The organism is Mesorhizobium sp. WSM4846 (genome assembly GCF_055811415.1).
The window spans coordinates 135,040-156,868 of record NZ_JBVVPZ010000002.1 but is presented as its reverse complement, the minus strand read 5'-3'; the positions used below and the strand labels follow the sequence as shown (position 1 = coordinate 156,868).

Here is a 21,829-nt window from a genome sequence, read left to right as displayed (position 1 = left end):
GCGATGCGCTGAATGAATTCAACCGCTCGACGCGTTAAACCATTCAACGTTGTCGATAGCCGGTTGACCAAGCCGGTGCGCAAGTCGGGCCGCTCATGCCTTTACGACGTTGTCGGTGCGTGACTGACTACGCGCACAAGCATTTCTGGTATCGAGCACCAGCTTTGCGTGCTTGGTGATGTTCTGCCAATCAATCGCATCATGATCTGTCGAGATGACAACGGCATCATACGATGCCAAACTGCTAGGGCAGATATCCACAGAGGGGCGACCTGCCAGGGTGGCGTACTCTCTCGTTCCGGGTATCTCCGGTACGTAGGGGTCGTGGTAATCAACGACTGCCCCGCGTCGCTCCATGATTTCGATCAGCTTCAACGATGGGCTTTCTCGTGTGTCACCCACGTTTTTCTTGTAGGACATCCCGATCACCAAGATCCGCGAACCGCTCAGGCCGCGGCCGGCTCGCCGGTCCAAGGCCTCCACAAGGCGGTCAACCACATAATGCGGCATGTTCGTGTTGATTTCACCGGCAAGCTCAATGAAGCGTGTTGTTACTTCGTACTCTCTTGCCTTCCAGGTCAGGTAGAATGGGTCGATCGGGATGCAGTGCCCGCCGAGGCCGGGGCCTGGATAAAACGCCATATATCCGAACGGCTTGGTCTTGGCGGCTTCGATCACCTCCCAGACGTCGATGCCCATCCTGTCAAAAATCACCTTTAGCTCATTGACCAACGCAATGTTCACAGAGCGAAATATGTTCTCGGTCAGCTTCACAGCCTCTGCCGTTGCGGTGGAGGCCACGGGAACGGTTTGCACGATGATCTGGTCATACAGTTCCTTGGCAACCTGTAGGGACGAAGGGTCGTCGGCGCCTATCACCTTTGCAACTGTAGCGGTGGTGTGTACATCGTTGCCTGGGTCCACCCGTTCGGGCGAATAGGCGAGAAAAAAGTCCTTTCCCAGAGAAAGATTCGTCGCCTCGAGCAGCGGCTGCACGACCTCTCGCGTCGTTCCTGGCCAGGTCGTCGACTCCAGAACGACAAGTTGACCAGGGCGCAGCCGCTCCGCGATCGCACGTGCGCTGTTTTCGACGAACGACAGGTTCGGCTCCCGGTTTTTGGTAAGCGGCGTTGGCACCGCTATCAAGATCGCGTCAGGTTCGCTTAGGTCGGCGAAATCGCTGGTGGCGCGAAACCGCTTGCTGTCGACAGCCACTTTGATGGCAGCACCAGGCAAATGATCTATGCCTGTTTCTCCGCGGTTAAGAAGTGCAACCCGAGACGCGTCGATGTCGAAACCGATGACTTTGAACCCCGCGTCCAGCGAGATCATGGCGAGCGGCAGGCCAACGTAGCCGAGGCCCATGATGCCAATGGTGTAGTCCCGCGTTCGGATGCGGTTAACCAGTTCCTGAAGATCTGGAGCAGTTTGCATGAGATGCTGGCAACTTTCGCTTCAATGTCGACAATAAAGGATCGCCTCAATTACCGCGGGGAAGCAGTTCACAGCAATCAGCAAAATGTATGCGCTTAGCCAGCCCCAGAGCTGAAAATAGCATGGATTGCACCATTGGGAGAACAGCCGAAATGCTTACCCCAAGCCACGTTGTCAAATAAACCTGGCGCTGCCACATTTAACTTTCAAGCGACGTCCTAAAGGATCTAGGAGCCACCTTCGCTCGCGAGATCGAAGATGTCGCGTTTGGCGAAGGGACGCACACTGCGTCAGACGATTAAACTGTTCGGTTGAGGTGGGGAATATGATGCAATCGATCCTGGTAACTGGTGGAGCGGGCAATATCGGCAGCGCCCTCACTCGCGCGTTGGTCAAGCTACCTCAGACCCAGGTGGTCGTCGCTGACAACCTGTCGACCGGAAGTCGAGACAAGGTACAAATAGACGCGGGCAATCTGACCGTAGTAAAGGCGGATGCGAACGATTTCGACGACATCTCGTCGTTGTTCTACCGCTTCCATTTCACCCACGTCTTCCACTTCGCAGCCGTGGTCGGTGTGCAGCGGACTTTGGCAAATCCGTTGCTCGTGCTGCGCGACATCACCGGTATCGAGAACGTGCTGAGGCTATGCAAGAACACCGGCGCCGAGCGTGTCTACTTCGCTTCGTCATCGGAGGTATATGGCGAGCCTTTCGAGATTCCTCAAAACGAGAGCACCACGCCGCTTAACTCTCGTCTGCCATATGCAGTGGTGAAGAATCTTGGAGAGGTCTATCTGCGCACTTTTCAGCGTGAGTTTGGACTGCCATTTACCATTTTTCGCTTCTTCAACACCTACGGACCACGTCAGAGCGAGGATTTCGTTCTGCCGCGATTTGTGCGTGCCGCCCAGCGCGGCGAGCCCCTGACGATTTACGGGGACGGTTCGCAGACCCGCACCTTCTGCTATGTCGACGACACGGTTGACGCTTGCATCGCGGTTCATCGAACGCGCGCGCACGAGAACGAAGTGATCAACGTGGGCAGCGACGTGGAAATGAGCATTCGACAGCTGGCCGAGTTTGTCATCGAAGTGCTGGGCTCGTCATCGAAGTTGGAATTCCGACCGCCCCTTGCGGAGGGCGACATGACGCGCCGCTGTCCTGACACGAACAAGATGAAGGCTATATTGAACCGTCCCCTGGTGCCGCTCGAAGAGGGCATTCGCCGCCTCGCCGACCACCTCTCCCGACCCGAAGACCGCCCTGCACTTAGAAGAGTCGCCTGAACGAGCTGACGGTGGGGAGTGACATGAAGCTCGTATACGTCGGTCAGCCGTACGATAGACTTTTTCCGCCTGTTCAAAACTCAATCGGTCTGATCGTCTACAATACGGCGCTGCGGCTCGGCGAAGGCCTGCAGATTACGCTCTATGGCAAGCATTATCGAGACGATACGGTGCCCGCGGACCTGCCGTTCGCGGTGCGGCGGGCTGCGGCGCGGCGCGACCGCGCGCTGCAGCGGATCATCCACCAGTTTCCGCGCCTGGCGCGCTGGCTGCGGCTGGATCGGAAGGCCGATGACCACTCGCAATATCGTAACAAGGTTCGTCGCTACCTCGCCGTCGATCAACCAGATATCGTCCATTTGATGAATTACTGGGCATGGTGCCGGGAACTGAAAGCAGCCAGCTCATCTCATCGGCTCGTGCTTGAGATGCAGTGTGAGTGGCTGTCACAGCGTGACCGCGATCAGGTGGCCCGTCAGCTCAAGGTGGTGGATGCTGTGGTCGCCGTCAGCGACCACATCGCAAGCACCTTTCGTTCTGCATTCCCGGACTATCCTGGCGTCGTTGCCACTGTCGGTAATGGCGTGGACGTTTCTTACTTTCGGCCGAGCGAGCAGCGGGCTTCCGCATCCACCAGAACCCGACATGTCATCCTGTTCGTTGGGCGGGTGTCGCCAGAGAAGGGGCTACACACACTGATCGAGGCCTTCATTGAGGTTGCGACCAGGTTCGCGGACGTGGAACTTCGGATCGCAGGGCCGCATTCTCCGCTCCCGGCGGACTTCCTGACCAGCCTCTCGTCGGATCCGCGGGTTACCGCGTTGAGCCGTTTCTACGATCGCTGGGGCAATTGCAAATATCGGGAACACTTAGAAGAACTCATCGAGAGCCACGGGTTACGTGATCGAGTTCACTTCGTGGGCAACGTGCCCCACAAGGACCTCGTAGCGACGTACCATGAGGCCGACATTGTGGTGAATCCGTCACTCAGCGAGAGCTTCGGAATATCGGTCGTGGAGGGCATGGCCTGCGGGATACCGGTGGTTGGAACGCGCGTGGGCGGGATGTGTGAATCCATTCTAGCTGGCAGCACCGGGATGCTGGTCGAAGTCGATGCTCCTGGCGAACTCGCCCAGGCATTGATCACGATGCTGGAGGATACCGTCCGGGCAAGCGAAATGGGAAACGAGGGGCGCAAGCGTGCCGTCGAGCTGTATTCGTGGGAGGCGCGCGCAGAACGGCTCAAGTCCGTCTATCAGAAACTGCGCCCAGGCACGCGGGTCCATGTTTCCACACAGATCGTGAGCCATTGAGCCTTAGCGGTGGGCGGCGATCGCCAAGTGCCTCGCAGCTTGTAGGCCGATGTGATGCTCATGCGGCGACCCTCAGTGTAGCGCTCAACCCAGTGAGCGTATCGGTCTACGGCCAACCCATGTCGGATTGAAATAGGCCCGTCAGGCCCCGCCGTTCTCTTCCGTAACGGGCGTCAGGGGCACCCCAAAGGGCGGAGAGAGGCCGAGTGAACCTGGCTGTAACGCTCCGCAATCTGTTCTCCAAATCGCAACGCATTGCTGGTGGCGGGGCGGGTGGCCTCAGGATCGTAACGAGAGGCGGCGACCCAGATTTTGCGCGGGTGCGCCTACGAGCCGCCGGTCCAGCAGCTACTTGCATCGAACCTGAACGCAGGTGACGTTGTCTACGACATCGATTGCGGCGCGCCCGCGTGGGGGGCGGCAGGGCGCGCCTACGCATCTGAACCGGTGCGCAAAGCGCTGCCGCGATTGAGCAGAGCGCTCGGCCCAACAGGTCGACACCATCTGCGTGTTCGCCGAAGCGGTCGGTCCTAAGTGCGCACCGCCCACAGGTGATCTATGAACTCGACGACGCCAGGCGCGAGGGGCTTCAGCTGAAGGTCCCGGGCGATCGCGTCGTTTATGGCATCGATGGACTATGGGTAACCATTCTGCCCGCCTCCTACGCCAATGGGAACCGGCACATCGAGCATGTGATGGCGGTCCGGCGAGCGAAACCGCGTCTATCCGACGGGCGGAGCCGTCGCCTTCGACCGAGGTCGTCTTCAAACATGGGCACCGGCCCAACGACAGCCGAACTATGCAGTGCGGAGGATCGGCAGCCGAATATGGATCGCGCGTTTCTCAACAAGATGCCAGCTGAGAAAGCCCGCGCAGACTGCTATAGGCAAGGTCAAGATCGTTAGCTGCGTAGGCGTGATTGCCGGAACATACATGATCAGTAGCTTCTGAATCGGCCATGCGTAGAGATACACGCCGTACGATATATCATTCCTTCGGTTAATCGAATTTAAGACGCTGTTCTCGTTTAGAAACGCCAAATACAGGACCAGATAACCTCCAAACACGCCCACTGCGAGGGGCGCTAGCCGTTCCGAGCACATCCCGCCTATGAGAAGGAAAGAGCACAAAAGCGCTACCCGATTGCTCCTCCTCACATTCTCCTTGAGCAGCTGAAACAACGCCCCAATGGAAAATATCATCGTAAAACGTACGGCATCGTCCACGTTACCGATGGGCTCAAAGTTTCCAAGGTCGTAGCGAAAGTAGACACCCTGCGAAATGGAACTAACGAGGATTATGGCCAGTGACATTGACATGATCGAAAAGACAAGCGTAACGCGACCGAGACAGAATACCACAATTGCCACAAGCACATAACAGCGAAACTCGTATGCAATAGTCCATAGTGATCCATTAACATCTGGTGCATGGGACCCGGCAAACGCCGATCCTACCTGCGCCGGATTCAGCAAGAGCGCCATTTTGGAAAGCTTAGCCGCCCACTGGCTCGGAGATAGTTCATCAAAGTCACCACCTCCCAGCCAGAATACCAGACTAATGCTGATCAAGTATGCCACAACAAATCCAGGAACTATACGAAGTACACGTCTGGACATGAAGGCGTAGATGCTGCTTCGCATCGCGCTGTCGAGCACGAGGAATCCACTAATGAAGAAAAATCCGTAAACAGCTAGCTGGCCGGAGGTCAATGTACCGAAGATGTTCTTCAGCACCTCGCGATTCGAGTTCCCATCTATAAGTTCCGGCGAGTGGGATATAATAACAAGCGACGCAAAGAATAGCCGGAAGAAGCTTAGAGCGTTGGGCCTTCGTAAGTCGAAATCACTCATTTGATAGCCTTCGAGAAGTGATCTCTTGCGTCGGGCATTGCGATCTCAGCAAGGAGACCAGTTTTTGGGCAGAGCGCGTCAAAGTGAGCTTAGAGGCCGCCGATGGGCATTGTAAGTTCGTCCTTTGAGAGCCGAATTCATCCTTTCGAAGGTACGTGCCTCACGACCTAGTGGATTGATTCCAACGTTTGGAACCTGCGGTTTCGGGCGGCGATGATGTCATCGGGGTTGGCTTTCCAGATGAATGGTCGCGGGTTCTCGGCATTGTATTCGCAGATGAAGCGGTTAATGGCGGCCTGAAGATCGACAACGGAATGGAAGACGCCGTGCTTGAGCCTGCGCCGGGTGGGTCTGGCGAAGAAGCCCTCGACGGCGTTGAGCCAAGAGCAGGATGTTGGGGTGAAATGGACGCGGCGGCGCAGCATCTTCGCTGCCATCTGACGCAGACGACTGCAAGACTTCTTTCCGTTCCGACAAAGGATCAATTCGCAACACATTGCTGGTGGCGAGGCGGTGGCGTCGGGATCGTAACGCGACGCGGCGACCGGATTTTGCGCGACGCATCCAGAAAACCGGCGAAAGCCGGCGTATGGCTGGTCGGAGTCGAGACCCTGACGGCGCGCGGGTCGGGAAGAGCCGGCTTCGGGAAAGCCGCACGCCCGGATCTCTGAGGGCGAAAGCCGAATTGCTGACCTACTCGACCACGACCACACTGAGCGGAAAGACAGGCTCGTCCTCGCCGTCGTCGACCTTGAGGGAAAGCCGATCGGCAAAGGGCGTCGTGCCGAGCTTCAGGAAAGTGTCGATGTGACTTCCGCCGCAGGAGCGGCAAACCTGCTCGGTTACAGAGGCTGCACCAGCAATCATCATGGCCATGGCTCCCGGCTGTGTTGGTTCAAACCGCTACCGCTAATTGCGGCGTGCGACGCAGATCGGTATCCAGTTCACCATCTTGGATCAGCTTCTGCACATGGGCGATGCGCTTGAACCGCTCGCCCTCGAAATCCCCAAGTGCAAGGCCTTCCGCTCGAAATGTGTGATAGAGCTGTTCGATACCGCGCCGCGCTGTCCATTGCGGCTTAAACCCGTGCAGGCGGCGACCAATATAGGTGCAGTCGACGCGATAGCACCGTCTGTCAGGCCCGGCGTCGGGCGCGAACTTCACCCGGCTATCGGGAACGATCGTTTGCACCAACTCCGCGATCTCTCGAATCTGATAGTTTTCCGTGGTCAAGCCGACATTGAATGCCTCGTTGTGGACCAGCTCTCGCTCGGCTTCGAGTACCGCGATATAGGCCAGCGCGATGTCCTCCACGTGGACGATCGGCCGCCATGGCGAGCCGTCGCTCTTGAGGTAGACCAGGCCGGTCGTGTAGGCCCAGGCGGTCAGGTTGTTAACCACGAGATCGAAGCGGATGCGAGGCGACAGGCCGTATGCAGTCGACGCACGCAGGAACGTCGGGCTGAACGATTGATCCGCCATCGGGGCGACCGCTCGCTCCACATTCGCCTTCGAAGCGCCGTAAGGCGTAACCGGGTTGAAGGGAGCATCTTCAGTTAGAAAGCTGTCGCCGGCCGCGCCGTAATTGCTGCAAGAGGAAGCATACAGGAACCGCTGGACGCCGGCGGCCTTGGCGAGTTGCGCGAGCCTGACCGAAGCGCCGCAGTTGATTTCCTCGGTAAGCAGGGGTCGGTAGTCCCCCAACGGATCGTTTGACAGTCCGGCGAGATGGATGATCGCGTCGAAGCCGGCGACGTCGTCGATTTCAATGTCGCGGATGTCTTTCTCGATCGTCGGCACTTCGGCCAACGTTCCTACGAAAGTGCATGACCGGAAGATGTCGCTGTCCAGGCCCGTGACGTCATGGCCGCGTTCAAGCAGCATCGGAGTCAGGACGGAACCGATGTAACCGAGGTGGCCTGTAACCAGAACTTTCATCGATCAATTCCCATGTTTTCCAGGGCGCTTGCCCGCTGTCCCACAATTTCTGAAGGAGATGCTTTTCGCGGATGGTGTCCATGCATTGCCAGAAGGATTCGTGGCGATATGCCATCAGTTGCCCGTCAGTCGCGAGCCGCTGCATTGGCGCGTGTTCGAACATGACATCGTCGCCGTCGATATAGTCCTTTATACCCGGCTCGAGCACGAAGAAGGCGCCATTGATCCAACCCTCCGAGGCCTGTGGCTTTTCCGTGAAGTTGACAACGCGATGACCATCGAATTCGATGTGCCCGTAGCGTGCTGGCGGACGCACCGCCGTCATCGTTGCAAGCTTGCCATGCGATTTGTGAAAGGCGATCAGTTTATCAAGGTTGACGTCCGAAACGCCATCTCCCCAAGTGAGCATGAATGTCTCGTCGCCCATCCAGTCGATCAGGCGTTTTATGCGGCCGCCCGTCAGCGTATTCAGTCCCGTCTCCACAAGATCGACGGACCAGTCAGGCAGCGAGTTCGAGTGGCGCTTGACGCTTCCCGATGCAGCATTGACAGTCAAGCTGCCATCGAATGCGACATAGTCGCTGAACCAGCGTTTGATGTATTCGCCTTTGTACCCCAACGCGACGGCGAACTCGCGGTGGCCGTAGGCATAGTAATGCATCATAATATGCCAAAGGATCGGCTTTGCTCCGATTTCGACCATTGGTTTCGGCCGGATCTCGGTTTCTTCCGCTAGCCGCGTTCCCAGTCCGCCAGCAAGAATTCCTACCTTCATTGTTTTCTCACCCCAATCGCCTACAGTGTTTTGCTACCATGCGCAGGTCGGGTTGAACCACACCGAAGAAGGGATGATCGGAAGCATCGATGCATGACGTCAGGCATACGATTGGCGCTATGCTCGATAGAGCGATGCGTAACCGGTCTCATCCTTTCGATGTAGCAGACTGGCAGGCGTCGGCGGTCATCATTGCACCCCATCCCGATGATGAAACGCTGGGATGTGGAGGGGTTGCCAGCAAGAAGTTTAGCTCGGGCGCCGATGTCCGGTTTATTTTTGTCACCGACGGTTCGGCATCCCATGCAAATCGGGTTGACAGGGAGGCGCTGCGGATCGCCCGCGAGGACGAAGCGATCGAGGCGGTTTGCCGGTTGGGAGGGTCGGCCGATCGGGTGAGATTCCTGCGTGTTCCCGACGGCACGGCAAAGCATCACATCGGCAAGATCGCAGAGGCGATCGCTGAGTTGCTTTTCGTTTGGCAACCGCAGAGCGTGTTCGTCACCCATGCAAAAGAGCCGCCCGCGGACCATGTTGCCACCAATCTTGGCGCCCGAGGCGCGCTGCAACTGTATGGCCGGCGCGTGACCGTGTTCGAATATCCCGTCTGGTACTGGTATCAGTGGCCCTGGGTTCGTCTCCACGATCGAGTGCTTGGATTCAATCGCACCGCATTGCGGCAGACGGTCCGGACCCTTGCCGGCTTGCGCGGCGTTAAGATGTTCAACTCCCACGCTTTTATCGGCGACGTGATAGATGCAAAACGTCACGCGCTGGCAGCTCACCGGTCCCAGATGGAGCGGCCAGCGGGACTCGACGACTGGCCTATCCTGGCGGATGTAGGTGGTGGCGATTTTCTGAATCGGCTGCTGAGCGAGCACGAGATATTCACGCGATACGAGCTTAATGCGTGAACATAAGCGGCCTGAAGCGTCTCGGGAGGAAGTCGGCGGGCGGCCATGACCTCTTCGGGGTTCGAGCCAAAGCTGCGGTGCGGCTTCGATCCCTCTGCGACTTTACTTGCCGCCCGTTTTGGATGAACCGCCGTCCCATCCAAGACGGAGCCTCGGGTCCGTTCTGGTATCGCCGGCCGGCCGATCCCTGGCAAGGTGAATGGGAACAGGCCGGCTCGGCGAGGGAGTGGATGCGATCGCGGCAATCGACCTTGACGACGACGGACGCGGGGAAGTGATCGCCCGGCGCGGCGGGGGCGAGACACTGAACCTGGCGTGGCTTCAGGCGCAGCAGGCGTCAGCGCGGGGCTTTGAGGAACATGCGATCGGCGAGGTTCCCGCCGCCAGCCACGATCTCGGGGCACGGCCATGCACCGTCGCAGAACGTCGAAGGAGGCCGGCCGAGCTTGCGGTCGCAAGCGGTCTCGGAGTGTTCTACTTTCCCATCCCCGGCGACACGGCGGCGGGGGGCCGCTAACCCGCATTTGCCCTGAGGCCTCTGACGAGGGGATCGCGTTCGCCTATATCGACGGCGACATCCTGCTTGACCTTGCGGCCACTACCGGCAACGCAAAGGAGATCGCATGGTGGGGCAATCCGAGGGATGGCTCTGCCGACTGGCAGCGCCGCGACGTCGCCAATGCCCCCAACATGGTCTATCCGGACCGCGTGGCGGTCGCCGATCTGGACGGCGAGGGACGAACCGACATCGTCGTGAGTGAAGAAAACGGGCAGGCCGACCACGCAAAGGCCTATTGGTGGCGCAATCCCGGCGACATCAAGCAAAACTGGGAGCAGCAGGAGATCACCTCGCGCGGCTCGCTCAACAGTCTTTCGGTGGCCGATATGAATGACGATGGCCGGCCGGACCTCGTCATGGGCGAGCACCGCGGCGCCCTGCGCCTTTCGCTCTGGCGCAATCTGGGAGGCGGGCGGTTCATCGAGCAATTGGTCGGCGAGGGCGTCGAGAGTCATCTCGGCGCCCGCACGGTCGACCTCGACGGCGACGGCGATCGTGAGATCGTTTCGAAGGGGTGGGATGCTTCCCAGGCCATCCATGTCTCGCGCAACGATGCCACCGTTCCATCGGACCGGGAGGCCGGGCAGGTACCCCCAAGATGAGATATCGCCCACAATCGGAGTAGCGATCAGTCGGAGGAGGTAGGAGCCGGCCAACCGGTTGTCGGGCTCGATCCCGGGCGCGCAATCTGTCACCTTCGCGGCGAGCGGCACGGGCTGGCCCCGTCCCCGAGGCGTCGAAGAATGGGAAAGAGCGCGTGACATTGACGGCAAGGTTCCTCAGCGTGTTCAGCGACGCGCGCGTCATAGCCAAGGGAGAGGCCGCCGGTCTCAAACTGGTGGCGAAGACCGCCGACCCGAACTTTGTTCGCGGCACCTACGAGCCGCCCATCCAACAGGCGATCGCGGCAAACCTGGCGCCTGGGGACGCCTTTTTCGACATCGGCGCGAATATAGGTTTCTTCAGCCTCATCGCCGCGCGCCGCGTCGGGCCGCGCGGTCAAGTCTATGCGTTCGAACCTGTTCCCCGCAATGCCGCAGCTGTCGCAGAGAGTGCACGGCTTAGCGGGTTCGACACAATACGGGTGTTCGCCGAAGCTGCGGGCGCCACATCCGGCCGTGGCCAGCTTCTGCTCGCCCATCACATCGGCGGCGCCGCGCTTGCCTCGGCGGGAGCACCGCCGGACATGAGCGGCCGCCTGGAGGTCAGCATAGTCGCCATCGACGATGCCATCGCCCAGCGAGGCCTCAGGCCGCCCTCGCTGGTCAAGATCGACGTGGAAGGCGCCGAAATTGACGTCCTGGGCGGTATGACGGAAACACTGCGGCGACACCGTCCGAAGGTGATTTATGAGGTAGACGATGCAACGCGCGAGGGGCTCAACCGCAAGGCCCGACAGATCGCGGAACTCCTGACTGCTGCAGGCTACGCATTAAAACCGCTGCCAGCCTCCTATGGCAATGGGGAATGGCGGGTCGAACACGTCTTGGCGCGGCCGGTGGGCGCTTAAGAACTATCTTCGCGGGCGTCATGCGAGACAGCAAGCCTGATCAATGGGACAAGCGAGGCAGTGCGCGACTTCTGCCCAGGACTGCGAAACGTCATTGATGCCTTGAAGAATCTCGTACGACGACGTGAGGAGGGTCTTGTTGTTGCACCGTCATGACTGGGTAGAAACTGCTGAAGAGGCTGGGTCCGGCGTTGCCCGGCCGGAGGTTCTTGTCGCAGACGATTTTCAAGATAAACGCGCCCGCGGTGCGGTAATTGGCACCTTGGCAGTCAAGGGAGGTGTCAGGCGAGGACGTGACATCGAACGCCAGATCGCGATCGATCACGGCGCACTTCGTTTCCAGCCGCTCGTCAGGCCAGGTTGGGGCCGGCAAGGGATCTCCTATGGTCCCTTTCAGCGAGAGGCTGGTCTGGTGCTATTGGTCTCGATCACCAACGGCCACAACACATCGCAGGGATCGCCATTGCCTGATGACCTCGCCAGGCGGCTCTACCGTTGGTTGCGAGGACCCGGCATTGACCCATGGCCCGGCCGACTGGTTGCCCTGATACGTGCGCCACGAAAGAGGCTCACCCTTCGCCGTTTTTGGTGGTGGACGCTTAGCACCTCCAGAACCTACCGGGGATCGAACATCGACGAGAACCTGGCTGTCGGCTGGTTCCCCAGTGAGGCGCCGATTAATCCCGTGGAAGAGGGCTGCGGCTTTGTCGTGCATGCCGCAGAAGGCGAAAACGGCGAGCTGTGGGCTCGTGTAGGAAAGCAATGCCTGAGTGCGTTTCGGCGCCTAAAGAATGTTCATGTCTATTATGTCGTGGCGTTGCGAGAGCAGGGCGCTGTCTATTATGCGGCCGCCGACCAAAAAGCCCACGGTCTTGCCGCTTTTCCGATGATGCGTCCGATCGCGATCGATCCTTTCAACAAGGACGAAAAGCTGTTTGCGGGTGTTCATCAGTCGGCACTTGGCCAGATCGGTTTTCGGGTCGACACACGCGTCCAAGCGGTCCAAGTCGGGCGGATACCTCAATTTTCGACGCTGTTTGGCACCGCCCACGCCGCCGATGCACTCGTCGAAGGCTGGCCGGGGCAAATCGCTGCAATCGGGGGGCGGTGGCATTTTTCGCAGGACGCTGGCGATAACCTATCCGTCGTCGATCCTGGTCGCCCTTCAGGATTGATCCACGGGCTGCTGGCAATTGGCGCCGTCTCGGATATGTGTGGTCTTGTTTGTCGGTTTCGGGACAACGACAATTTCTGGGTGCTGAAACTGTCGACGCTCGGATGGACCTTGGTGCGCAAGCAATCGGGCAAAGAGATTACGATCGCGACCGGTACGGAACACGCTTTGCGCAGCTGTTCTACCCATTCGGTCCAGATTCTTGACTGGAACGGTCAGGTGAGCTGCTTTCTTGACGGGGTTCGCCTTTTCGAAGCTGTCAATGCCGATTCAGTCGAGAACGCTACCGGAGTAGGTATATGGAAAAGCTTCGATAGCGAGCCGCGCTGGCATAATTTCGAGGCTCATCCTTGCGAAGTTCCCATCCCATTTATGGCGCCTCTGGGGGCACCTTGGAACCAACTCGGAGCAACCCTGTCCTATGCCGACGGTTTTACCGGTACTGCCGGCGAACTAGATCGCCGCACGTCGGAGCTGGGCGACGGGCAATGGGCCAGAACACTGGGCACCGGTGTCATCGACGTTGATGGGCTGGGCAGCGCGCGTGTGCGCGCGAGCGTAGACAGACCGAACCCAGGTCGAACATTTTATTCGCTGCCATGGGACCTACCGGGATTCGCCGATCTCGAGGCCACAATCGAGCCTCCTGGGGAGCGCCGAGGACAAGATCAGCGCGGCCGGGCAGGACTGCTTTTCTGGCAAGACAGCGACAACTACGTTTGTGTCACGACTTGGCTCGACGACGTCTACCAGGGTGCATCGATTTCGGTGTTCATCAAGCGGCTCGGCTTTGAGGAACTTTATGACGCGGTTTGGACAAATGTGGCGGACAAGGTCGTTTGGGGAAAACCTTTTCGCATGCGCGTTGCGTTCGACGGAAATCGGTTTGCAATCTTGATCGACGACGAACTGGTGATGCAGCGAAGCCTCACCGATATCTATCCCGACGATGCCGCCCTTCAAATTTTTAGGGTCGGACTCGCCGTCAACTGGGAGTGGGGAGATGACACGGGCTCGGTGTTCACGTCGTTCAAGGCCCGGCGCTGAGCGAAAGAGCGGTTTCGCTTTCCAAGCCATGAACGGTTGGATGACGACGGCCATGTCGTACAGGTCCCGGGTCGACTGGGCTATTTTTTCCCCCGAATAGAGATCGGCGACCCGCGCGGCTTCCTGGCGTCCCAGGTTCGCCGCCCGCCTGCATATCAAGAAAGGCCGATGATATGGGCTGCAAGCGCTTCCGGGTCATTCTTTTCAACCACAACGCCATCGCCAGTCGCTTCCACGATTTCGGTCATGCCGCTGACGCGAGTGGCTACGAGAGGAGTACCATTCGACAGCGCCTCGGCAGGCTCATTCCGAAGGACTCGCTGAGAGATGGATTATCAGAAGCGTTGCTTCGGCATATCGCGCGGCCATTCTTCGTAGGGCAGGGTGCCAACGAAGCTCAGAGTGGGATCATCGCGCAGCGCGGCATAGTAGGGACCGGGGTATGCGCTACCGTTGTGGTAGAAGCGAGCGAGATCGCAGACTTCGCGGTCCGCACTCAGGTCAATCAGGAACTCACGAGGAAGCGTTGCCGATGGGGCCGACGATCTCGCGGCGGGACTTCAGGACAGGCCGCGATAACGGTCTGCCAAGCTTCAATCAGCGTGTGAATGCCTTTTCGGGCGACACACGGCCCAACGAACAATACTTTTCCTGGTATTCGCGCTACGGCGACGTCCTGGTTCGCGGGGGCGCTCCATTCGGCAGGACTGCGAAAATTGTGCCCATTTCAGCAAAGCACGTGCGCCGCCGTCACGACATGTTCTGAGCACCGACGGTGAGATCGCTGGCGCGAGGGCTCGGTTCATCGCGTGGCGGTCAAGTTCTGCAAGCCCGTCACAGTGCATGTGCAACACGATTGCTGCTTGCGGCGCCCCCTATCGAATGGCGGGCATGCGGAAAATTCCGGGGCTTGGACCACGTCGGGCGATAGACGGCGTATTGTCCGAATGGCTTGGGCGAGAAAGTCGAATGCGTAGAGACTTTGTGCCACCAACGGCGACCGCGGCCAGGGGCGTGACCGTGTCAAATGGCTGGCTCAGGATTACGACTTTCATCGAGCCCGCAGCCTATGGCGCTGGTCCATTTTTACGAGCGTCTCCAAATGCAGTTGGTCCAACGCGGCCGCGATGGCACCGGCGGATATCCAGATTGTGCAGTGATCACAACGCCTGTCGCCGCAAGGAGGCAGAAAGCCGAATCAAGGTGGATGGGATCGATTTCCTCCCGCTGGATAATGGCGTCAGGTGGACCCCTCGTTTACCGGAGCAGCCAGAATATTGGGCACCACCATGGCGAGCGCCGCAATCCCGAACGCCTCGGGGCCAAGGTGCCGCGCCAGCACCACAAATGCACCGAGCATAGCGATCTGTCGGCCCCAGCTATCGACTGCGGCCCAAACAGCGCCAGTCACGACCTGTCGGCCGAAAAAATCATTGGACCGCCAGCTAAGGCTCGTTGGCAAACAGAACCGTGTGTCTGGAGCGAAACTCATACGAATGGATCAATTCCGCCACGATCTGTTCTCCACTCGCCTTGTCGCTGTCCAGTTTCGACACGTAAGCAGAAAGTCCCTGGCCGTCTGGCTCCCGTCCCAGCAATGTCCGATAGAGAAGGGCCACGTATTGCGCGTTTCCAAGCCCAACCGGCTGATTGTCAGTCCTGAATTCGACCGAAAGCAACATCTTCGTCAGTAATGGAACAATCGATGGATCCTTCTTCATCGCGATGACCTCGCGCCACTGTTCGGTCGGAGACGGCATGCGACGCAGGACCAGGCAGTAAGCATATGCAATCTGGTTGGCGTGGTTGAAGACAGACTTGTCGAACGCATCAAGCGAACAGGGGTGAAATGCCCCGATGCCGGGAACGGGGGGCACCGACATCTGGTCAGCAGGCGGCAAGCTCTCCGTCGTGGCCATTGACGAGCTCGAGCCTGCATTGCCGTTCGCAATGGTCTTCTTTACGGCATCGTATGCCGGCTTTCGCCCGCTCGGCGCCCATAGCCCTTCGCCGCGCTTCTTCAGGCGCACGAGGCCCATAAAGGCCTCGTAGCTTGGCGCCCAGTACGGCTCGTCGAGCAGTTCGTAGATATGGGCAGCTTCCAATCCATATCGAGATTGATATCGGCGCAATAGCGTCATCGTCTGGACCAGACCGTCCGCCTGCTGCTTTTCCCCTCGTTGGCTGCCCCCGGCGTAGTTGAATTCGGTTAGCCAGATTGGACGACCGAGAGTGGCCAAGAACTTGAATGCTTCCTCGGGGTCGCCCTCGTAAAGATGCCAGACCGATATATCCCATCTGATGCCGTCCTGCAGCATGCGGGTGAACGCTGCGCGGTGACCCCAGCCGGCCGTTCCCATTGCTTTTCGTATGGTCGGATCCACTGCGATGGTTGCATCCGACAGGCCGCGCAGCACTGCGCTTGCCTTTGCCCAGCGCGGACTGAAATAGTCGGACGTCTCGGTGCCGCCGGCAGGGCCCCAGGAGCAGTTGTATTGGATTCCGTTGTCCTGCATCTCGCAGGGCATCAGGATGGCGTAGTTCTCCATCTCGTTGCCAAGCTCCCAAACGCGGATGTCGTCCTTGAAGCGGGATACCAGTGTCGACGCGAGATCGTAGGCTTGCGCATAGAGGTCATCGACGGATTGATTGTCGAGGTCCAGGTCGGGCGTGATTACCGGCAGGATTTCGACTCCGCGCTGCTTGCCCGCCTTGACCAGTTCGGCAAGCTTGGTGGCGCTGTCGGCGCTGGAAATGTTGACGCGATACGACTTCATGCCGAGGTCGCTGACATAGTCGAGTTGCTGTTCGATCGATATCCCGGGATAGGCGTTGAAAGGGTGGCCGTTCACCCCCCAGAGTAGATCCGCTGCGCACGAAGCTGTCATGCCCAGCAGGCATGCCAGGGTTGTCCATAGGCGTCTGGCCGCGGCGACGGCCCGTCCAACGGAACCTGATTGCGATGGATTGGTCGGCCGCTGCATCAGCTCGAACTTGCCTGGTTTGCGCCGGACATCATGCGGCATCACTCCACTCGCTGAACTCGCCTGACATCCATCCGAGCACGACGATTGAGATCTGCCGCAATGCCCGACGCAGTCTATCAAAACCGCGCCACGCAGAACCTCACACGTTTGGCGTAAACGCCTATGATTGGCCTCGCCATTCGGATGAGAGCTGCCGGGAAGCCTCTGAGGAAAACGACCGGGTACGTCCCAAAGGCCAGGATGACCCTGCTGTCCTGGTCGTCCAAAGTCGTGGAACTGAGGCATGGCGCTGGTGACCAAAAACCCTGTGATGACACGACATTGGACAATCAACGGCCGTTTTCTCGCGCAGCCGACCACCGGAGTTCAGCGCTACGCACGCGAGATCGTTTCCGCGCTGGACGCCTTGATCGTGGGCCAGGCTGCCTTGACACGGGATCTCACGGTCGAGTTGCTGGTCCCGCCGGGGGCGCTTGACAAATTGCCCCTGGCAGCGATCCGTGTCCGCACTGTCGGCAGCGTCGGCGGGCATTTATGGGAACAGGCTGTGCTTCCGGCCTATCTTCGCGGCGGGCTGCTTAGCCTCTGCAATACGGGCCCTGTGACGGTTCGTCGGCAGGTGCTGTGCATTCACGACGTCAATACACGGGCATGCCCGCAGAGCTATTCATTTCCATTCCGGCTTCTTTACCGCACCTTGGTTCCTGCCCTGGGCCGGGCCGCGCATAAGATTACGACGGTATCGAAATACTCTGCGGGTGAACTGGCGCGCTATGGCGTGTGCCCGGCGGCAAAGGTCGAAATTGTAGGCAATGGGCATGAACATGCGTTGCGATGGGCTCCTTGCCACTCGGAACAAACACTGGCAGTGGCCGGCCCTGGTACGATCGTCGTGCTTGGCAGTTCTATCCCGCACAAAAATGTCGGCTTGATCATCGGCATGCACGAGCGTCTTGCCGCGGCGGGGCTGCAGATTGTTGTTGTCGGCGCTTCAACGTCCCGCGTTTTCGCCAGCAGCGGCGACCAGAAATCGCCGAACGTCATTTGGCTGGGAAGAAGGTCGGACGCGGAACTCGGCGCGCTTCTGCGCGATTGCCTATGCCTCGCGTTCCCCTCCTTGGTCGAGGGTTTCGGGCTGCCGCCCCTCGAAGCTATGGCACTGGGATGTCCGGTGGTCATGTCGGACCGTGCCAGCCTCCCCGAAATCGGCGGCGATGCGGTCTTGTACGCATCACCTTGCGACGAGAATGCGTGGTTCGATTGTTTTATGCGCCTGGTCCACGAAGAAGGCCTCAGAACCAAATTGATCGCACGCGGTCGCGCCAGGGCGGCGCGATTTCAGTGGGCCGCGTCAGCTCAGCGCTATCTGGAGCTGTTGGCCAGCGTGGATGGATTTCCAGAAGTGCCGCCACCACCGCCTGGGGTAGTCGAATGCAATCCGAATGAGCGACTTGCGGCGGCGGCTAGTATCAATTGAGGTATCTCGAGTCTAACGGCATCTGCCATTCAGGCGCATCATTCCCGTTCAGCCTGCCTGCGATGACAGGCTGGATTCCGGAGGCATGAGGCGATGGCGAAAAGAAGTGCGGGCATCCTGCCTTACCGCAGATCGACCAACGAACTGCAGGTGCTGCTTGTCCATCCGGGCGGGCCGTTCTGGCAAAGCCGCGATCTCGGCGCATGGTCGATCGCAAAGGGCGAGTATGGTGATGACGAACAGCCGGAAGCCGCGGCGCGTCGCGAATTTGAGGAGGAAACCGGCTGGGAGCTCTCGGGAGCACTGCTTCCGCTAGGGGAACTGCGCCAGCCCGGCGGCAAGCTTGTTACGGCCTTCGGCGCCGAAGGCGATTTCGATGCCGGCACCTTGCGCAGCAACATGTTCAAGATGCGATGGCCGCCGCGCAGCGGCCGCATGCAGACTTTTCCTGAGATCGATCGCGCAGGGTGGTTCGGCCTCGAAATGGCCCGGGAAAAGTTGCTTGTCGGCCAGCGGCCTTTTCTCGACCGGCTTGTGGTGTCTGTCTAAGGGTCGACCCAATGGCCCGACTGACGTCCTCAACTGGTCGTGTTGACATGCGCCATAATCAGAAGACGAATTCGACGGATGTCAGCGGCCAGCAGCCGCGGGTCCATTCGATTGGTACGCCGCTGCGGTCCTCGTTGACAGCATTGATGCGGAATACTGGCGTTCCGGGCGTCAGCCGCAGGATTTCCGCTTCATCGGGGGATGCAAAGCCGCCACTGATGCGCGTCTCGGCCCGCCGGTAGTTGTCGATGCCATGCGCGCGGAAAACATCGGTCACCGACTGACGCACATCGTATCTCTGCTCGAAGTCGGGGAAGAGATGCGCCGGAAAGAACTTGGTATTGACGTAAACCGGCTGCTTGTCCGACGTTCTGATTCGGCACAGCCGGATAATGGTGGTGTCAGGTGCGAGACGCAACCGTTCCGCCACGGCCGCTTCGGCCGGTTCCCGGACGATCAGCAGCGTATTGGTGCCGATTTCCTGGCCGTGGGCTTCGAAATTGTCGAGAAAGCGCTGTCCGTCGCGAACAGTGAATGTCGAGGGCAGGTTTCGCACGAAGATGCCGACGCCCTTGCGGGCGGTGAGGTGGCCCTCATGCTGTAGCTGCTGCAGCGCCCGGCGAAGCGTAATGCGGGTGACCGCGAGTTTCTCTGCCAGATGCGTTTCGCCGGGAAGCTGGCTGCCCGGCGCAAGACTGCCGCTCTCGATCAGATCGAAGATGTGATCGTAGATCTGCTGCCAGATCGGCGTATCGCTGCGTGGCCGAAAGACCAGCCCGTCAAAGGCCAGAAGGCGATTGCCATTGCGCTCGTGTGGTGTTGGAATTTTCGTGTCCAAGTTCATGACACCTTATTCGCCGGCGACCGCTGTGCAGGCCGTCGGTCTGTGCGGGAGAGCCCGGAGCTATAGACAATTTGTCCATGGACCATGGTGGCCACCACGCGCGGATGCTCTGGATCGCCTGCATCGACCAGGATCAGATCCGCCCGGCGGCCGGCAACAAGCGAGCCGCGATCGTCGAGGCCGGCCACCCGGGCCGGGTTTGCCGAAACCAGATTCCATATCGAGGGGAAGTCGCCGGCGTCTGGCGAAGACAGTCTGAAGGCCGCATGCAGAGGCGAAGGGTAGTGGTAATCGCTGGTCAGCACCGTGCAAAGTCCGGCTCTGACGGCCTCGGTGGCATTTAGCGCTCCATTATGGCTGCCGCCGCGCACGACGTTGGGCGCGCCGAGGATCACGTCCTCGCCCATTTGCCGCGCGGCCTTGGCTGTTTCGAGCGTTAGCGGAAATTCCGAGGCCTTTGCGCCGAGGGCGCGAAAATACATGCGTTCCTCGGGAGACGCTTCGTCATGGGCAAGAAGCACATTGCCATTGGCCCGCGCAGTTGCGGCCAGCTTCCCGATCGCGATCTCAACCTCGGCGCGGCGGGACCAAATCTGGCCGAGCAACGTCATGTATTGCTCGCGGCTCAAGCCAGACCGCTCCGCCATCTGACCGATCTTGCGGGCAATCGTGCCGTTCAGCACCGACCCCGTCGTATGATCGTTGACGGCGATGATCGGCCGTGGCGAAAGCAAGAGCCATCGTACGACCTGCGCCATCTGATCAAGCGCGAAGGTCTCCCAGCGCAGATGCAGACGCGTATCGCAGCCAAGGCTATCGCGGAGATCGCAGACCGCGCCGATCAGCTGTTTGGCAGCGTCGAGCGAGCGAAGTCCAGGCTCCCACGACACCGTGACGCCGTGAAAGGCCGTGGTTACGCCATTGGCGACAAGCTGGCGGTCCGTATCTTTCAGCGCCAGCGCGGTGTCGAAGCGGACACCGGGCCGCGGCATGATCTGGCGCTCGAAGCCGTCGCCGTGAATATCGACGATCCCCGGAAGCACGAGCAGACCATCGGCATCGATCGTGGAGGCATGGGCCGCCCGCAGCTCTGACACGATCCCGCCGGTGACGCTCAGGTCCGCGGTTTCAAGTCCCCGTTCGGTAAGGATGCGACCACCCTGGATGTGCCAGTTCACTGTATCCCTCAAAAAAGCAAAAGCTGCCGGTGGCGCCGGCGACATGTCACGAGCACGTCATCTGCTGCGTATACGGATTAGCGGGTAACAGTTTCCTGTCTATACAGCAAAGGAAAAAACGATGATCCGCAGCATCGCAACCGCACTCGCCCTGACGCTTGCCTCCGCCGTTTCAGTGTTTGCGGAGCCAGTGAAATTCGCGGTAACCGACATGGAGGGACTGGAGGCTCTTCAGCAGGAATTCGGTGCTTTCCAGACCGCTCTTCAGGAGGCGACCGGCCTGGATGTCGAGCTGTTTCCGGTCAGTTCGCGGACCACCGCCGTCGAGGCGATGAATTCCGGGCAGGTCGACCTTGTCCTGACCGGTCCTGCAGAATACGTCGTCATGAAGGAATTAAGCCAGCCGAAGATTGTTGTCGCCTGGCAGCGCCCCGACTATTTCGCTCAGATCGCCGTGCTGGCGAATGGACCGATCCGCTCGGTCGAAGACTTGAAGGGCAAGAAGGTCGCATTCGGCTCGGTCGGCTCGACCTCCCAGCACCTCGGCCCCGCGCAGGCGCTGGCCGATTTCAACCTGAAATATGCCACCGATTACGAACCAGTAATCATATCGCGCAACATCGCGGCTGAGGCTCTCATCCGCGGCGACATCGCCGCTATCGGCTTGAATTTCGGCTATCTCAACTCGGTCCGGGAAGCATTCCCCGGCGTTGCCTTCTCGGTCATCGCACGGGGCCGCGATCTGCCGAACGACATTCTTGTCGCCCGCAAGGACATTTCAGATGACGTGTTCGTCAAGATCCGCGATGCCTTTGCGAAGAATGGCAATGAGCTGATGAAAGCGATCCTGACCGGCGAGGACAACCAGAAATTCAAGGGCGGTTTCTTCCTGACTGATGTCAGGGACTCGGACTACGACTATGTCCGCTCGATGTACCGCACGATCGGAATCGAGACCCTCACCGACTTCGTAAACTGAGACTCGCTC

The 21,829-nt window shown here is 59.5% G+C and carries 20 protein-coding genes and 1 pseudogene; 10 read left to right on the top strand and 11 right to left on the bottom strand.

Annotated elements, in window-relative coordinates; translation table 11 throughout:
• Positions 1-93 precede the first annotated feature (93 nt).
• On the bottom strand, positions 94-1,434 hold the full coding sequence (locus AC0L15_RS03045) for a nucleotide sugar dehydrogenase (RefSeq protein WP_287244710.1): 1,341 nt from the start codon (positions 1,432-1,434) through the stop codon (positions 94-96).
• A gap of 325 nt (positions 1,435-1,759) precedes the next feature.
• Between AC0L15_RS03045 and AC0L15_RS03040 the strand changes: the two genes are divergently transcribed.
• Positions 1,760-2,722, top strand: a complete 963-nt coding sequence (locus AC0L15_RS03040; RefSeq protein ID WP_128245266.1) for an NAD-dependent epimerase/dehydratase family protein — start codon at positions 1,760-1,762, stop codon at positions 2,720-2,722.
• 23 nt (positions 2,723-2,745) lie between these two features.
• Positions 2,746-4,035, top strand: a complete 1,290-nt coding sequence (locus AC0L15_RS03035) for a glycosyltransferase family 4 protein (RefSeq protein ID WP_287244708.1) — start codon at positions 2,746-2,748, stop codon at positions 4,033-4,035.
• 797 nt (positions 4,036-4,832) lie between these two features.
• Here AC0L15_RS03035 and AC0L15_RS03030 read toward each other — a convergent pair.
• From AC0L15_RS03030 to rfbF, 5 genes and pseudogenes are all read right to left on the bottom strand, one after another.
• On the bottom strand, positions 4,833-5,888 hold the full coding sequence (locus tag AC0L15_RS03030; RefSeq protein WP_287244706.1) for an acyltransferase family protein: 1,056 nt from the start codon (positions 5,886-5,888) through the stop codon (positions 4,833-4,835).
• Between the two features lie 167 nt (positions 5,889-6,055).
• Positions 6,056-6,301 (bottom strand): annotated as a pseudogene (locus AC0L15_RS03025) (IS630 family transposase); the annotation flags it as partial.
• A 280-nt stretch (positions 6,302-6,581) separates the two neighbouring features.
• Positions 6,582-6,758, bottom strand: a complete 177-nt coding sequence (locus AC0L15_RS03020; protein WP_128245269.1) for a hypothetical protein — start codon at positions 6,756-6,758, stop codon at positions 6,582-6,584.
• 25 nt (positions 6,759-6,783) lie between these two features.
• Complete coding sequence (locus AC0L15_RS03015; RefSeq protein ID WP_128245270.1) at positions 6,784-7,827, bottom strand: NAD-dependent epimerase/dehydratase family protein; 1,044 nt, start codon at positions 7,825-7,827, stop codon at positions 6,784-6,786.
• A complete protein-coding gene (rfbF, locus tag AC0L15_RS03010) occupies positions 7,763-8,602 on the bottom strand; it encodes a glucose-1-phosphate cytidylyltransferase (protein WP_128245271.1) in 840 nt (279 codons plus the stop codon). The genes AC0L15_RS03015 and rfbF overlap by 65 nt, the downstream gene beginning before the upstream one ends.
• 89 nt (positions 8,603-8,691) lie before the next feature.
• On the opposite strand from rfbF, the gene AC0L15_RS03005 reads away from it, so the two are divergent.
• The 4 genes from AC0L15_RS03005 (at position 8,692) to AC0L15_RS02990 (ending at position 13,806) form a co-directional block, all read left to right on the top strand.
• A complete protein-coding gene (locus AC0L15_RS03005) occupies positions 8,692-9,516 on the top strand; it encodes a PIG-L deacetylase family protein (RefSeq protein ID WP_128245272.1) in 825 nt (274 codons plus the stop codon).
• Between the two features lie 408 nt (positions 9,517-9,924).
• Positions 9,925-10,677 (top strand): FG-GAP repeat domain-containing protein, encoded by a 753-nt coding sequence (locus tag AC0L15_RS03000; RefSeq protein WP_287244702.1) that lies wholly within the window; start codon positions 9,925-9,927, stop codon positions 10,675-10,677.
• Positions 10,678-10,832: 155 nt separating this feature from the next.
• Positions 10,833-11,585, top strand: a complete 753-nt coding sequence (locus AC0L15_RS02995) for an FkbM family methyltransferase (protein ID WP_287244699.1) — start codon at positions 10,833-10,835, stop codon at positions 11,583-11,585.
• A 139-nt stretch (positions 11,586-11,724) separates the two neighbouring features.
• Positions 11,725-13,806, top strand: coding sequence for an oxidoreductase (locus tag AC0L15_RS02990; protein ID WP_287244697.1), 2,082 nt, complete (start codon positions 11,725-11,727; stop codon positions 13,804-13,806).
• Between the two features lie 155 nt (positions 13,807-13,961).
• Here the strand turns inward: AC0L15_RS02990 and AC0L15_RS02985 are convergent, their stop codons facing one another.
• Complete coding sequence (locus AC0L15_RS02985) at positions 13,962-14,096, bottom strand: glycosyltransferase (RefSeq protein WP_287245621.1); 135 nt, start codon at positions 14,094-14,096, stop codon at positions 13,962-13,964.
• Positions 14,097-14,338: 242 nt separating this feature from the next.
• On the opposite strand from AC0L15_RS02985, the gene AC0L15_RS02980 reads away from it, so the two are divergent.
• A complete protein-coding gene (locus AC0L15_RS02980; RefSeq protein ID WP_287244694.1) occupies positions 14,339-14,572 on the top strand; it encodes a hypothetical protein in 234 nt (77 codons plus the stop codon).
• Positions 14,573-15,046: 474 nt separating this feature from the next.
• Here AC0L15_RS02980 and AC0L15_RS02975 read toward each other — a convergent pair whose 3' ends face one another.
• Positions 15,047-15,217 carry a hypothetical protein gene (locus AC0L15_RS02975; protein ID WP_287244693.1) on the bottom strand — a complete coding sequence of 57 codons (171 nt, stop codon included), beginning with the start codon at positions 15,215-15,217 and terminating at the stop codon, positions 15,047-15,049.
• A 34-nt stretch (positions 15,218-15,251) separates the two neighbouring features.
• Positions 15,252-16,832, bottom strand: coding sequence for a DUF4214 domain-containing protein (locus tag AC0L15_RS02970; RefSeq protein WP_287244691.1), 1,581 nt, complete (start codon positions 16,830-16,832; stop codon positions 15,252-15,254).
• 271 nt (positions 16,833-17,103) lie between these two features.
• Between AC0L15_RS02970 and AC0L15_RS02965 the strand changes: the two genes are divergently transcribed.
• Both AC0L15_RS02965 and AC0L15_RS02960 read left to right on the top strand, forming a co-directional pair.
• Positions 17,104-18,270, top strand: a complete 1,167-nt coding sequence (locus AC0L15_RS02965; protein WP_287245619.1) for a glycosyltransferase family 4 protein — start codon at positions 17,104-17,106, stop codon at positions 18,268-18,270.
• Positions 18,271-18,363: 93 nt separating this feature from the next.
• Positions 18,364-18,819 (top strand): NUDIX hydrolase, encoded by a 456-nt coding sequence (locus AC0L15_RS02960; RefSeq protein WP_287244689.1) that lies wholly within the window; start codon positions 18,364-18,366, stop codon positions 18,817-18,819.
• Between the two features lie 58 nt (positions 18,820-18,877).
• Here the strand turns inward: AC0L15_RS02960 and phnF are convergent, their stop codons facing one another.
• Positions 18,878-19,663 carry a phosphonate metabolism transcriptional regulator PhnF gene (gene phnF, locus AC0L15_RS02955; RefSeq protein WP_287244686.1) on the bottom strand — a complete coding sequence of 262 codons (786 nt, stop codon included), beginning with the start codon at positions 19,661-19,663 and terminating at the stop codon, positions 18,878-18,880.
• Positions 19,660-20,841, bottom strand: coding sequence for an alpha-D-ribose 1-methylphosphonate 5-triphosphate diphosphatase (locus AC0L15_RS02950; RefSeq protein WP_287244684.1), 1,182 nt, complete (start codon positions 20,839-20,841; stop codon positions 19,660-19,662). Before AC0L15_RS02950 ends, phnF begins: the two co-directional genes overlap by 4 nt.
• A gap of 121 nt (positions 20,842-20,962) precedes the next feature.
• Here AC0L15_RS02950 and AC0L15_RS02945 point away from each other — a divergent pair, with 121 nt between their 5' ends.
• A complete protein-coding gene (locus AC0L15_RS02945) occupies positions 20,963-21,820 on the top strand; it encodes a PhnD/SsuA/transferrin family substrate-binding protein (protein ID WP_287244681.1) in 858 nt (285 codons plus the stop codon).
• Positions 21,821-21,829 lie beyond the last annotated feature (9 nt).

Coding starts and splice junctions, on each gene's coding strand:
- phnF (WP_287244686.1), bottom strand. CDS start 19,663: ATGAACTTGGACACGAAAATTCCAACACCACACGAGCGCAATGGCAAT.
- AC0L15_RS03030 (WP_287244706.1), bottom strand. CDS start 5,888: ATGAGTGATTTCGACTTACGAAGGCCCAACGCTCTAAGCTTCTTCCGG.
- AC0L15_RS02970 (WP_287244691.1), bottom strand. CDS start 16,832: ATGCCGCATGATGTCCGGCGCAAACCAGGCAAGTTCGAGCTGATGCAG.
- AC0L15_RS03020 (WP_128245269.1), bottom strand. CDS start 6,758: ATGATGATTGCTGGTGCAGCCTCTGTAACCGAGCAGGTTTGCCGCTCC.
- AC0L15_RS03035 (WP_287244708.1), top strand. CDS start 2,746: ATGAAGCTCGTATACGTCGGTCAGCCGTACGATAGACTTTTTCCGCCT.
- AC0L15_RS03045 (WP_287244710.1), bottom strand. CDS start 1,434: ATGCAAACTGCTCCAGATCTTCAGGAACTGGTTAACCGCATCCGAACG.
- AC0L15_RS03040 (WP_128245266.1), top strand. CDS start 1,760: ATGATGCAATCGATCCTGGTAACTGGTGGAGCGGGCAATATCGGCAGC.
- rfbF (WP_128245271.1), bottom strand. CDS start 8,602: ATGAAGGTAGGAATTCTTGCTGGCGGACTGGGAACGCGGCTAGCGGAA.
- AC0L15_RS02965 (WP_287245619.1), top strand. CDS start 17,104: ATGACACGACATTGGACAATCAACGGCCGTTTTCTCGCGCAGCCGACC.
- AC0L15_RS03000 (WP_287244702.1), top strand. CDS start 9,925: ATGCACCGTCGCAGAACGTCGAAGGAGGCCGGCCGAGCTTGCGGTCGC.
- AC0L15_RS03005 (WP_128245272.1), top strand. CDS start 8,692: ATGCATGACGTCAGGCATACGATTGGCGCTATGCTCGATAGAGCGATG.
- AC0L15_RS02960 (WP_287244689.1), top strand. CDS start 18,364: ATGGCGAAAAGAAGTGCGGGCATCCTGCCTTACCGCAGATCGACCAAC.
- AC0L15_RS02980 (WP_287244694.1), top strand. CDS start 14,339: ATGGGGCCGACGATCTCGCGGCGGGACTTCAGGACAGGCCGCGATAAC.
- AC0L15_RS02945 (WP_287244681.1), top strand. CDS start 20,963: ATGATCCGCAGCATCGCAACCGCACTCGCCCTGACGCTTGCCTCCGCC.
- AC0L15_RS03015 (WP_128245270.1), bottom strand. CDS start 7,827: ATGAAAGTTCTGGTTACAGGCCACCTCGGTTACATCGGTTCCGTCCTG.